Origin of the sequence: Tolypothrix sp. PCC 7601, from assembly GCF_025677855.1 — a bacterium.
In the GTDB taxonomy this organism is placed as follows: domain Bacteria; phylum Cyanobacteriota; class Cyanobacteriia; order Cyanobacteriales; family Nostocaceae; genus Aulosira; species Aulosira diplosiphon.
The window spans coordinates 62,335-73,914 of sequence record NZ_CP064880.1; the positions used below are offsets into that span (position 1 = coordinate 62,335).

Consider the following 11,580-nt stretch of genomic DNA (forward strand, 5'->3'; position numbering starts at 1 on the left):
CCTTTTCGGTTACATGAGATAGTTGTTTCAGTAAGGCAATTCTTCCATTTCAGTACTGTATGCTGTATAAGTCTGACCTGCTGTACTAGGAGGAAGTGCTGCTACTGGCATATCAGCTGCACCTACCAGGCGATTATGTTCTGCTACAACAGTTGATGTTTTACCGATGCGGTGAGAGAATTCAGGATTTGCCTGCATTGTTGTTTGGATATCGATTTCTTTCTCTTCTGAGAAGAATTCGAGAAAATCACTTCCATCAGGATTTGGTGATTTATAAGAAGTGACAACTGCTACCCAAGATTTATCTCTTTGATTGACTGCTTCTTTAGGTTCAAGAGATGGTGTAAAGGTGGGTTGAAATACACCGAGACGATGAAACTCTGCACGTTTTTCAGCGACAGTTTTATCAGTAAATCGTGCGAATGCAACCTCTAGTTCGCGTTGGAACTGTTTATAAGCCTCGCCAAATTTTGATGATGCAACGCCTTTGATTGATAAGACAATTGGTACTGAGTGCAGGTTATGATTATTTTCATCAACAAGCTGCAACAAATAAAACCGTCTCAATACTGCGGCATCTTTGCCAAGTGCTTGGTACATTTCGTACCCATCAGGTGATTCGTACACTCCTACAATTTTGCCATCATCGCGTTGCTCAATATATCTGGGAGAAACATCAAGAATGTGCATCCTGGGCGATTGCAGCAATACTCCCATTTCTGGCGTGCCACTAGAGAAAGTGTGCTTGTGTGTAGGTTCTTGTCCTTGCCAGTTAATAGCTGCTAAGTATTTATCTTTGATAAACAATCCGACTTTTTCTGCTTCCATGTGATTGATTACTTGGCAGATGCAGATATTACTAATCGGCGCATTGTACTCAGGATTTGCAAATTTAGAAATAGCTAATTTACGCTTTTGTATGTTTGTATTATTCTGAACTGTTTGTTCAGAGGATTCAGACTGGGATACTGTGCTTTCTTCAGTAGCAGAATTAGTAGGCTTTGTTTGACTTTTTGGCATAATTTTAATTAATGGAAATCAATATTTAATGCGTAAAGCAAAAAGTCGTTGTAAAAAATCAAAGTCGTCTGTTATTAAGACGACTTAAAAGATTGATTGATACTTAGTTATTTAGATAGACTTTTCATCACACTCTCCCCTTAAGCCTGTAAAGCTGTCAATGCAATTATCTTCCTGAATAATTTCAGTTTTAGTATTTATAAGTATCTGGTATATTTGCTGAACACTGATGATAATTTGTCTAAGAACAGATGTGTTTTCAGTTGTGAAAGTCAGTGACACAGATGCCATGCTTGAATTATGAATTGCGACTGTTTGTTCTTCAGGAGATCCATAACTAGTTATTTGACTGTCTTTACCAGGAATAAATCTATAAGAAGCAATAGTTTCAATTGTCATATTTATCTCCTTGTTCGTTGGGGTTTGATTTCAAGCATTTTATTACTAAGTTTGGTGATATTACTGACATTCCAACCAGCAAGCTTGCACTTATTTAGTGCTACTTCTAACTCTTGCTGTGTAAGGATTTTGTATCTCATATATTGTCCCCATATAGGGAAAATATACGTGACATATTTAGTTTTATCAATTTGGCAGTATGCCATGCGCTTGTAGTACACTATGGTTTAATGAGTTTAATGATTCTGGTGGCTACGTTTGTAGGGTTATTTGAACTTAAAAAGGCATCTTTATCTACCATTTCTACATAGCTATTATTGGCTATTAGCCAGTTTTTGAAGGTTTTGTACTTACGATTAAAGAAAACTGATTCAGGTATGACTGAAACTAATACGCCACCCGTTATGAGTAACTTCCAAGCCTGATATATATGTTGGACAAGTTCACAAAATGGAGGATTCATGATACAGGCATTGTATAAATGACTGGGGTTAAACTCCAGAAAGTTTTTCCCTACGATATTAAATCCTTTGAGTTCTAGAATTTGTTGTAAATCGTAATTAATCTCAACCACTTCTAGTTGAACATTAGGGTAGGTATTAGTGATATACTCAGCAATATTTCCACTACCTGCACTAGGCTCTAAAATTTGCCAATTTGGTTTAATATCTGCCAGTTGAACAAGCCGTTGACAGACTGGTTTAGGAGTAGGGAAGAAATCTCCATCTTTCATCCCAATAATTTCTAACTCAAGCCTATTGAGTTGTTCCTTAGTAGTATTAATTGCTTCAGGTTTTACTACCTGTTGAATTTCTGTTATTGCGGATATGATTTCGCTTGGTGTATGTAATCCGGCGCGACTTAAAGACTTTACCCAGTCTTGGTAATATTCGCCTGCCAATTTTTCTTGGACTTTCTGAATTGTTTCTCCCATTTGGGAAATTCTAAATAGGACTTCTACTTGCGATTTGTGAGATATACCGCGTAGTATTGGTGGGATATTTCCTACTTCCCACATTTGTGCGATCGCAAATAACCAAGACTGGATAATCTCAAGTTCAAGTCCTTCTTGGATTATTCCTTGAGCTATAGTTTTACGATGCTTTGTTACCCTTTGATTTCCAATAGCAGGATTTTTCTTTTGGTCGATTGTTGGCTGCATTGAAGCAGCTAAATTACGAAGGGCTTCTGCTTTTTCTAAATGAGGAATATTGAAAATATCTGCTAAGGGTGAATTATTCTCGTTGTAGGGTAGATTTAGTAGAGATAGTTGCATTGCTTGATTCCTTTAAATCTTTGACGGCGCATTCAAGAATTAGGGAGGTTGGAACATTCCAAGCTTTTACCTCCCATTCAGTAGCTAATCGTTCTGAGTGACGGATAACTGCACTACTACATTTGTTTTTTCTGACAAGCCAATTTCTAAACTTTTCGGCTTGTTCTTTGGTATCGAACCCGAAGTAGCTGGTTTTTCTGTTTCCCAGGGGGTCGGTAATCGTTGCTACCCGACGCGAGAGAATATTGAGCGTCCAACCACTGTTAGGAGTGAGTTCGATTTTGGTGATATTTAATTCTGTTGGATTCATATCTCAACTTCAGGAATTGCTGCTAAATATTCCATAGTTGATATTTCTTTTGCTAGCCATTTATCATGTGCTTCTTGAGGGGTCATTTTGTGGGTTAAAAGTTTTTTCTCTTTATCGTCTTTTACAAAAGGCGCGAGTGTTTCTTCTAGCCGGGCTTTGAAATTTAAATGTTTATCTTCAGAATAAGTAAACTGGTAAATACTATCAGTGTTAACGAACAAGTAAACCAGGCTAATTTGCTCTAATGGTATTCCAGTTTGTTCGTATAGGAGAAATAACCTCAGTTGAGTTTGCCATTTACTCTCAAGAATTTCAAATTTAGGAGGTTTTTGAATAGTCCAGTCAAACCCAACTACTTGATTTTCACCATAGATAATGAGGTCGCACTCGCTGTAGAGAAGAATATCGTGGTATAAATATTGAAGTTGGGCGTTCCATTGTTTGTTGCCAGGAATATTTAGAAAAGGTTTTACCTTATCGACCCAGTTATTAATTTGGGGGTATGCCTTCAATAAAGCTTCGACTGGTAGCCCTAACCCAATTTGTTGCATAATGAGGTGAAACTGACCACCAGCAACTTCAGATTCACTTTTGATAGTTAGATTACGATAACTTATCGTTGATAAATATTCTGGATTCTGTTCGACTAGCTCAAGTGTTTTGTGATTAAATCGATTCATAAAAATATATCCCAAATTTAGTTTTTGGGATATATATGCGTAAGCTATTTGTGGTAATTTGTTTGTGGAATATAGTATTTTTTGAGTTGATCGATGCTTGTATATAAACTTTTAGTTGACATTGCTTTGAGGTCAAAATAACTAGCGAACTTTTTCAACCCCCCAGTGAGGGTTAATTCTAGTAGATACTGGGCTGCGATCGCACTCGTCATTTTATTGACGAATAGTGATTGATAATTCCGTGCTTGGATTTCTGCACATGAAAGGTTGTTGTCGCTAAGTTCTTCTGGCTGAGGAACTAGCAATTCTGGGTGAACCAGCACCGGGGAGGGAAGATGCAACCAGAATTGAGGTTTGTCTGGGTTATTGGAAGCTTGGACTATATCAAAATTAGAGTGCGTTCCAATTACTACTTGTCCAGAGTAGTTGCTGTTTCCACAATCCAGCCAAAATAGAGATGCTGGCTCATTTGCACTGTTGATTTTAAGAACAGAGTGAATTTTGCTCCTGGCTGTGCTGTTATCTACACAGCCAATGATTACCGTTAGGGTATTCCACCAACTGGCCGTGCGAATCATGTCTTCTTCAAACCAGTCGCAAACGGCTGTAATCTCTATTCCATACTTAGCACTGCATCTTGCAGCCAGTGTTTCTGCCTTTGGTAGCCCAATTTCAGCTTGTTGATAATTTTGGCGGCTGATATTTTTGAGTTCGACAATATCACCATCGACGATCGCAAAGTTAATTTCTTTTCTAGTGTGCTGGAGTTGCAGAATAATTCGACATAAATCTTCTGCAAGAAACCCGCCTGTTCCTCCTACTCCTACTAAGACGAAGTTGATACGAGTATGATTGCGAGGTAAGACGGGTAAAGCTTGTTGGTAAGTAGTTAATTCAAGCATTTTACCTGTGGCGGCAGTTCAAATATTTGATTGGGGTTGATGTCGAAAAAGTGATTGTATATCCCGATTCGGGTATAGATTGTGGGAATCGTATTCAGTGTGCCAATAATCGCGAACACTCGAAATTTGCCTTTTTCTTCTTGATTATCTGCACTTGATGGATAAGCAGCTAGAGTTCCATGACTGTGCATTTCCACTAAGCAATCTGTATAGCTTTTATCGAGTGCGCTTTCTAAAGATAAGACGTGAGTAGAGGACGCAGTTTGCAGTGGAGTGTGACACCACCATTGGTTGTTTGTCACTCCCAAGTAGAATAGGATTTCCTGTTGGGGGTTGATACTAACAGCATTGATAATCTCGGCGATCGCTTGGCAAGGAACTTTTGGGACTTTCAGACGGAAGTAGGGTTCAAGGGGTTGGAGTCCAGCGACTTGAGTTTGAGTTAGTTGCAAGCAAACCTCTAACTCGCGGCGATGCGATCGCAAGAAAAGCCCATTTGCTGCCAGCCAGTATTCCTGGAGTTTTTGACTGTAAGGAGGAAAGTTGTTACTTGTAGCGAGGTGATAACCGATAAAGGGATTCATTGTTAACTGAACAAATGATTGATAATGTCTTCTGGGGTTGTGACTTTCCAGCTATGAACGGGAACAAGGTCATTTGAAGGGTAGAATTTAGCTTTAGATTCGTGTAATTTGATTAGTTGATTGCAGATATTATCAGGATGAGTTTTTGACTTGCCTTGAGATAAGTCCTTGTTAAAAGGTGATTTCCAGAACAGATCCCAAACTTGGCTTATGGTTGCAGCACTGCACATACTGAGAGAATTTCCCCCAAAGCAAATACTAGAGTCGTCCCAAATATTAGGTAAAGGAGGCTTGTACAGTTGTGCGTCTGGTTTAAATACCCTGCCTTTAACTGCCCACAGGTAATATCTACTACCGCATCCAGCAAATAAGAATGCAGGCATTGGTACAGTAATTACTTCAAATTCCTGTCCCATAATTTGAATTTGATATTTTTGGGGAGAATAAAACTGAATAATGGCCTCTCCCTCTGGATTTTTACCCCACCAAATTGTGTTGCTAGAAAGCCATCCAGATGCGGCAGTTTTACTTGTGAAGGCTTTCTCTACTGCTTCAGGAGACAGGAATTTGTATTTAGACTCTTTGCCTTCACGTTCGACTAAAATAAACTGTCCTTTGAGGATAATTAACTGCCCTAGTAAATCATCTTGTGGAATATTGGCCAGCAGGATTTGGGAGACATTTTCTAAGTTAATTATTGGTAATATATTTGTGTCTACATTCATGCTTTTGATGCTTGATTCCAAATTTTCACTGCTACTTTTCGAGCAGAAAGAGATGTTTCTAACAAATGGCTAACCTCATTTGATTTCTCCATCATCGAGACGGCTTCTCGCCACTTTTGAGCGAGAAATACGATATTCTCATAAGTCCAGTCCAGCCAATCGCTTGTTTCACACGTAATATCTAGCCAAATATTTTCAGTTGAGTAATCTATAATTCGTATGGCTATATCTAAATATTGCAGGGGACTTTTGTAACGACGACACAGCTTTACGAATTTCTCGAAATAAATTTCTTCTGCTGGAGCAATGTAGTCAGGAGTAAAACCAAAATTTAGTTTCCATTGGCTGATATTGTACCCTTGCCCCATCAATGACAGTAGGAACTTCTCCGAGTATACCAGTTCTTCAAAATCTTCATTCCACCACTCAAGTCTTTGTGGCGAAACTAGAATACTATCACGTTCAGAATTAAACTCGATTTCATCGATATATTCTACTGGGAATAGATTTTCATTCACTAGGTTAATAAATTCAATTTCTCTATCTAGGTAAGCACTTGATGGATGTGATTGTTTATTAATAGGAATAGTTGATTCTAACCATTTTTCTGGAAATAATTTTTGATACAGGCTTAAAATATTTACTCGTTCGGAAAGATTTTCTAGATAATTAATTGCTGTTATACAAGTAATGGGTATTTTGAATGAGTGGATGTTGCCAAGCATAATTAATCAGCCGCTACGAATTATAGCGGCCATAAATTTGTGATTAAACTACAGGATATTTACTCGTAATAGCAGGTTGCTGTTTAAGGCTTTGAGCAACTTTTTCGCTATAGGTTTCCCAAGATTGACCGAGCTTGATAGCTTTATCTATCTCAGGTTGTAAAGTAATTAAACTTTCAAGAGTAATTTGACTGTTTATCTCTAAAAGCTTTATCTGCCATCCTAACTTTAGTGCAGGATTTATTTCTTCAAAACAGTTTTTCAATTCTCTAAATTTATTTCCCTTAGTACCTGCCTTTTTTACCAAACGAATTGAAACTGTATCATCAGTTGTTTGTCGTTCAATTTCGGCATTAGCATACTCTGGAAAGTAGACGCTAATCGCTGTTTTGAGTGTATTGTCATCCTGGGCGAGCGCCTCATCAAGAGGAATTTCTTGCCCTTCGATAATAGCAATGTACTTCATGATAATTAAAATAGTGACAGTTGGTTATTAGGCGCAGGTTTTTTATCTTTATCTTCAGGTAGGTTACGCTTTTGTACTTGTCTGGATTGTTCCTGTCGATTCTGAACTTTAGTCTGCTTTTCCATCCTTTGTTTGTAGATATTTAACATTTGTGGAAGAGATTTTTCTAAATCATTTAGCCAGTTATTTATGATAGGCTGAGATGTTATCTCAGTTAAGTTAATTATCTTAATAATCGGAGGTGCATCTTGAATTCCAATTGAGACAATTGCTTTTTCTGAATTTGGTGTTAACTGAATTGTTATTATGGCGGTTTTGGTAAAAGTTATCCCGCTAGATGAATCTTGACTTATAACTTCAGTATTTACTGATTCATCTAATGTTTTTTCTAAATTTAGATTGTCCTGAATATCAGGATTAAAATCTTTACTGCTATAGTTATGTTCAAAGCCAGTTGCATTCTCGTCAGGTGATGTTTGATTGCTCATGATTAAGAGAGATTAGCTAATCTAAATAAGGTGCGGATGGTGATACCTGTCTTGTTAAAAGACTGCCATTTGTAGGCGCATTCGCCTGGTTTGTACTTAGGAGAAAGTTGGCTCCAGGTGTCCCATGCCTTAAATAAAATGGGACTAACACTATGAAGTGCCATCCCGACTTGAATCCACGAATGGTAATCATCTGCAAACCGAGGGTGGATGACTTCGAGTAGTACAAGTGCGGTTTGAATATTGGTTTCTATTGAGGGAATTAAATGAGCGTACCTGCCTACCCCATATCTGTGGTTATATTTTTCTTTGGGTAGGTTAAACTTTCTTGTTTTCTCCTGTTTGGCAAGCATTTGGGCAATTACCCAGTCGGGAGCTATTTCTATTTGGCGTTCAGATGGACTACAGCCGGGAAGCCATCTGTAATTTCTACCTTCTGGGTGAAAGGACGGGGGAAGAATTGAGGCTAGGTTTTTGCCTCGGAACTCCAGGTGTTCGTCCTTCCCAGTTTTGATTTTGCGAGACTTTACTTCCCAAGCTTTTGAATTTGGGATGAGGTATAAGCGTTGGCTGCGATATTTCCTCCCAGAGGTAAATGCAATTGTGGGAGGAAGGTATTTTTGAGCGCGATCGCATAACGATTCTGTAGAAGTTTTGCTGATGGGTGTTAGCAGGTTAAGTTCTTTTGGTTCTAGGTGTTCGTTAATTTGGATGATTTGTCGCCAGGATGTTTCCCCATCGCAGTCAATAGCTACTAAGTACCCTTGAGGATGATTGAAACCGCAAACCAAGGCTACACCAGTGGGGGTAATAAATCTGTTATTTGTCCAAAATTTTAGCCGACGGCGGACGAGTTCAGTTTGTAGTTCTTTGGGAGAGTAAGTATTTTTTTCCCATTCTTTCCCTAGAGGACGTTTACCAAAAGTAGGAACGATTCGCCATTCTTCGGGGGGTGAACGAAAAAAAGTGTGGGGAAGAAAAAACGAGTTAGCGTATCATTTACGCTAACTAAGCTCTGACTGATGTAGATGTTAACTCTTACTTCGATATGAATTATTTTTGAAATCTTGCCGCTTCTTCAACTAGGTCATTGAGTCCTAGCTCTAGTGTATGAAGCACCTGGTTTAACGCTTCGATTTTTGTCCGATTTTTCATCATCTCAACTGCTTTTAAGAAAGCTGGACTACCTGCTTTACCAATATATTGATGACAACTTTTATTACCATTTTTGGTAACAAAGATAGGTGATCCTGATTGCCACTTGTAATACCAATAAGCTCCGCCCTTACCTTTGGCGCGGTAACGAACAATCCAACAACCAGAAAAAGCTACATCACTCTTGTTAAGAGTAGAGATTTCTTGGTTGATTTCTTCTCTTTTGGCAATTAAAAGTTCTACTCTGTGTGCTAAATCTGAAAGACTCTGTTCTCTTGTTTTGACCACTATTAAATACAAGCTTAAAAGTCCAAGGTTAGCGTGAATCTTACACTAACTTAATTTGATTGTAAGATAAGGATGACCAAAAATTTGACCATCGCTCAGAAGAACTTAAATATGCTGCCCTAAGAGCCATAACTCCTTCGGCTCCAAAAAAAGACCAATGCATACCTGCTTGTTTTAATCTTTGTGTAACCACACGCCGATTAGAACTTTCAACAACTCCTGAACCAATCATTAAACCAGCTTTTAAATAAGAGCGATAATCAATTCGACTTTGATTATTAGTTAAATAACGCTCTAAATCGGTAATTGCTTTGGTTAAATCTTTCTTCTTTTTTGGGAATTGATGACAATTTTCAATTACTGTAGTCCATTCAGATTTCTTCAGTAATTGTTGTTGGGTTTTCACCCAATCTTTTTGAGTGTCTTCTTTATTCGGATAAGCGGCTTTCGCCACTGACCACACATATTCTGAGAGATGAAAAAAGTCGAGAATTTCCACCGAACCTGGAAATTGTTCTGATGCCATCGACCAAATCCAATGTGCGCCATCACCAATCACTACAGTTTTTGTGGGTTTTGTAAGAGCTACTTGATGATATAAATGGGAGACTCTATCCCTAAATTCTCTCCGCGATTTTAAAGTAGCTACATATTCCCTTTCCCGGATCACACCTCTTTTTTTACCAACTTTTTGATGGTCTTTACTCCAGAAAATTACACCAACTTTTGCTTCTTTATATCCTTGTTTTTGATTCAAGGGAGTCATGACTCCATCAACTCCCACATATAATAAATCTGGTGGCTCATCCTCTAAATTAGGGACTTCAAACTCTGAAGAAGTGTCTGGCAAACATTCTCCATCGAACTCTTGTGTTTGTAGTTCATTTCCGATTTTTTCTACTTGATTAGCTAAAGTTTTTTCTGCTAACTCTAACGTTGTCCATTTTTGAAACAAGGAGTGAGAGTTAGGAAACTCACTACTGATTCCCAAAGCGCAGGCTAATTCTAATACCATTGGTAGCCATTTATCTTTTGGTAGACCTAACTCTTCATCAACCTTGACCTTAATACCATCTCTTGTAACGTAAGCTCTACGTACAAGAACCATTTCACCTAATGGAGTGTAATATCTTTTTTCTCGTTTAGTTCTCGGATGTGAGTATTGGGCTTCTTTTTCTTCTATTTTGGCTTGAAATAAGCTTTTTTGCACCTCGTTCCCTAATTTTAGCCACATACTGTAGAATTCGCGCACAAATTCTTCTAAATGGTTCCACTCCGGTAAGGAATTGAGTGTGTCATGAATGTGAGACAGAATTGATTGGAGGTTGTTCATGGGTAGTTTGGTTGCATCGCATCAAGAGCTATGTTAGCGTATTAAATCCGCTAACTACTCTCCCACACCTTTTTTCGTTCACCCTTCTTCGGGTAGGTTGTCAAGCGAAGATACCAAATGACGGATTTGGGCGTGCATGAATTCATGTGGCTAATTATTTCGATAATTCATGCACTGGTGCGTTAGTAACCGTAGTGGTTTGAGATTATGACTGTCATGCTAATTGATGGCCAGCTTCAACTAGCTTAACAAGTGTATTTTGGTCAAACGCTTTAATACCGGATACAAATTGTTGCCACTGCTGCCATTTCTCTTTTGAATAGGTGTGGTTAGGGTCAAAGTTGCAAACTTGACAGAATTTATGAAAATCAGCATTCCAGTGAAACGTACAAATACCTGTTATGAAATAGTTGATTTGTTGCTCGTCCATGATTAATATTTCAGATAATGATTATGTTTTAACCTAACCTTTGGTTAAGTGCATTTTCGACTTGATAAGTCCCAAGAGTACAGTTTGCATTGCAAGGAAAGGTGGGAAATTCAAGATGTTTATTCATAGTTTTTGTTACCTTGCACAGTACCATTATCCCCTCCCTACCCTTCTTTTTTTGATTTTGATAGTAGCTGATAACCTCAAACTCATTATTGCCAGCCTCAAATCTACTTCCTCTATATTGAGAGATAGCTTTGTTCCAATCTGGTTGCCAGAGCATGAGTGTATCTATTGCCATTGCTCTCACAGTTGGGTTATCTAATTTCATTAATATATCTGGTAAGTAATGACATTGTTTGGCAATTACTTCTCGTGCGTAATTTATCAGCCAATACTCTGCTTCTCTTAAAAGAGCTTTTGATTCAAGATTTTGGCACACTTCATCGTAAACCTTAGACATTAAATATGCCCTTTGTTCAAAAACCATCCCATTAGTTCGTAGTGTTAAGTCTGATGGATAATTAATTATCAAATCGGCTAGTTCATCACTGATTTTGGGAAGAGGATATTTATTATATTGTTGGGTTTTAGGATGGGATATTTTTACCTGATACCCTAGATTAACAGCATGATTGATAATAAAATCAATATTGTTCGACTCGACAAAATCTCCTATTTGAAAATTTGTTTCTGTAAGTAAAAATGATGGTGCGTGAATAATTTGAAATTTTTTAGGGTTTGGATGTGAATCAGCTAATAGTTCGACGTACATCGCTTATTCTCAAAACTTTCATCA

General features: G+C 38.0%; 16 protein-coding genes. All 16 read right to left on the reverse strand.

From position 1 onward, the window contains the following. Nucleotides 1-27: 27 nt before the first annotated feature. Nucleotides 28-1,020 carry a DUF5895 domain-containing protein gene (locus HG267_RS36830; RefSeq protein ID WP_081584137.1) on the reverse strand — a complete coding sequence of 331 codons (993 nt, stop codon included), beginning with the start codon at nt 1,018-1,020 and terminating at the stop codon, nt 28-30. Between the two features lie 111 nt (nt 1,021-1,131). Beyond that, entirely contained in the window at nt 1,132-1,419 is a 288-nt protein-coding gene (locus tag HG267_RS36835) for a hypothetical protein (RefSeq protein ID WP_045873695.1), read from the reverse strand. Between the two features lie 220 nt (nt 1,420-1,639). Next, nucleotides 1,640-2,695, reverse strand: a complete 1,056-nt coding sequence (locus tag HG267_RS36840) for a type I restriction-modification system subunit M (protein WP_045873693.1) — start codon at nt 2,693-2,695, stop codon at nt 1,640-1,642. Next, entirely contained in the window at nt 2,655-3,005 is a 351-nt protein-coding gene (locus tag HG267_RS36845) for a hypothetical protein (RefSeq protein WP_045873692.1), read from the reverse strand. The genes HG267_RS36840 and HG267_RS36845 overlap by 41 nt, the downstream gene beginning before the upstream one ends. After that, nucleotides 3,002-3,685 carry a hypothetical protein gene (locus tag HG267_RS36850; protein ID WP_045873691.1) on the reverse strand — a complete coding sequence of 228 codons (684 nt, stop codon included), beginning with the start codon at nt 3,683-3,685 and terminating at the stop codon, nt 3,002-3,004. The genes HG267_RS36845 and HG267_RS36850 overlap by 4 nt, the downstream gene beginning before the upstream one ends. Nucleotides 3,686-3,729: 44 nt before the next feature. Continuing rightward, nucleotides 3,730-4,587, reverse strand: coding sequence for a ThiF family adenylyltransferase (locus tag HG267_RS36855; RefSeq protein WP_045873690.1), 858 nt, complete (start codon nt 4,585-4,587; stop codon nt 3,730-3,732). Then, nucleotides 4,575-5,171 (reverse strand): Mov34/MPN/PAD-1 family protein, encoded by a 597-nt coding sequence (locus tag HG267_RS36860; RefSeq protein WP_045873689.1) that lies wholly within the window; start codon nt 5,169-5,171, stop codon nt 4,575-4,577. The genes HG267_RS36855 and HG267_RS36860 overlap by 13 nt, the downstream gene beginning before the upstream one ends. Nucleotides 5,172-5,173: 2 nt before the next feature. After that, the gene (locus HG267_RS36865) at nt 5,174-5,896 is read right to left on the reverse strand and encodes a prokaryotic E2 ligase family D protein (protein WP_045873688.1); all 723 of its coding nucleotides are present in this window, start codon (nt 5,894-5,896) and stop codon (nt 5,174-5,176) included. Continuing rightward, nucleotides 5,893-6,621, reverse strand: a complete 729-nt coding sequence (locus HG267_RS36870) for a hypothetical protein (protein ID WP_045873687.1) — start codon at nt 6,619-6,621, stop codon at nt 5,893-5,895. The genes HG267_RS36865 and HG267_RS36870 overlap by 4 nt, the downstream gene beginning before the upstream one ends. A 43-nt stretch (nt 6,622-6,664) precedes the next feature. Then, the gene (locus tag HG267_RS36875) at nt 6,665-7,087 is read right to left on the reverse strand and encodes a hypothetical protein (RefSeq protein WP_045873686.1); all 423 of its coding nucleotides are present in this window, start codon (nt 7,085-7,087) and stop codon (nt 6,665-6,667) included. 5 nt (nt 7,088-7,092) lie between these two features. Next, entirely contained in the window at nt 7,093-7,575 is a 483-nt protein-coding gene (locus tag HG267_RS36880) for a hypothetical protein (RefSeq protein WP_045873685.1), read from the reverse strand. 2 nt (nt 7,576-7,577) lie between these two features. Beyond that, complete coding sequence (locus HG267_RS36885) at nt 7,578-8,510, reverse strand: bifunctional DNA primase/polymerase (protein ID WP_045873684.1); 933 nt, start codon at nt 8,508-8,510, stop codon at nt 7,578-7,580. A 118-nt stretch (nt 8,511-8,628) separates the two neighbouring features. After that, nucleotides 8,629-9,018 (reverse strand): hypothetical protein, encoded by a 390-nt coding sequence (locus HG267_RS36890; RefSeq protein WP_045873620.1) that lies wholly within the window; start codon nt 9,016-9,018, stop codon nt 8,629-8,631. A gap of 40 nt (nt 9,019-9,058) precedes the next feature. Further along, nucleotides 9,059-10,351, reverse strand: a complete 1,293-nt coding sequence (locus HG267_RS36895; protein WP_081584134.1) for an ISKra4 family transposase — start codon at nt 10,349-10,351, stop codon at nt 9,059-9,061. 214 nt (nt 10,352-10,565) lie between these two features. Further along, complete coding sequence (locus tag HG267_RS36900; protein WP_045873837.1) at nt 10,566-10,781, reverse strand: hypothetical protein; 216 nt, start codon at nt 10,779-10,781, stop codon at nt 10,566-10,568. A gap of 28 nt (nt 10,782-10,809) precedes the next feature. Next, on the reverse strand, nt 10,810-11,556 hold the full coding sequence (locus HG267_RS36905) for a hypothetical protein (RefSeq protein WP_045873836.1): 747 nt from the start codon (nt 11,554-11,556) through the stop codon (nt 10,810-10,812). Nucleotides 11,557-11,580 lie beyond the last annotated feature (24 nt).

Coding starts and splice junctions, on each gene's coding strand:
- HG267_RS36835 (WP_045873695.1), bottom strand. CDS start 1,419: ATGACAATTGAAACTATTGCTTCTTATAGATTTATTCCTGGTAAAGAC.
- HG267_RS36840 (WP_045873693.1), bottom strand. CDS start 2,695: ATGCAACTATCTCTACTAAATCTACCCTACAACGAGAATAATTCACCC.
- HG267_RS36905 (WP_045873836.1), bottom strand. CDS start 11,556: ATGTACGTCGAACTATTAGCTGATTCACATCCAAACCCTAAAAAATTT.
- HG267_RS36895 (WP_081584134.1), bottom strand. CDS start 10,351: ATGAACAACCTCCAATCAATTCTGTCTCACATTCATGACACACTCAAT.
- HG267_RS36900 (WP_045873837.1), bottom strand. CDS start 10,781: ATGGACGAGCAACAAATCAACTATTTCATAACAGGTATTTGTACGTTT.
- HG267_RS36865 (WP_045873688.1), bottom strand. CDS start 5,896: ATGAATGTAGACACAAATATATTACCAATAATTAACTTAGAAAATGTC.
- HG267_RS36845 (WP_045873692.1), bottom strand. CDS start 3,005: ATGAATCCAACAGAATTAAATATCACCAAAATCGAACTCACTCCTAAC.
- HG267_RS36855 (WP_045873690.1), bottom strand. CDS start 4,587: ATGCTTGAATTAACTACTTACCAACAAGCTTTACCCGTCTTACCTCGC.
- HG267_RS36830 (WP_081584137.1), bottom strand. CDS start 1,020: ATGCCAAAAAGTCAAACAAAGCCTACTAATTCTGCTACTGAAGAAAGC.
- HG267_RS36860 (WP_045873689.1), bottom strand. CDS start 5,171: ATGAATCCCTTTATCGGTTATCACCTCGCTACAAGTAACAACTTTCCT.
- HG267_RS36850 (WP_045873691.1), bottom strand. CDS start 3,685: ATGAATCGATTTAATCACAAAACACTTGAGCTAGTCGAACAGAATCCA.
- HG267_RS36870 (WP_045873687.1), bottom strand. CDS start 6,621: ATGCTTGGCAACATCCACTCATTCAAAATACCCATTACTTGTATAACA.
- HG267_RS36875 (WP_045873686.1), bottom strand. CDS start 7,087: ATGAAGTACATTGCTATTATCGAAGGGCAAGAAATTCCTCTTGATGAG.
- HG267_RS36880 (WP_045873685.1), bottom strand. CDS start 7,575: ATGAGCAATCAAACATCACCTGACGAGAATGCAACTGGCTTTGAACAT.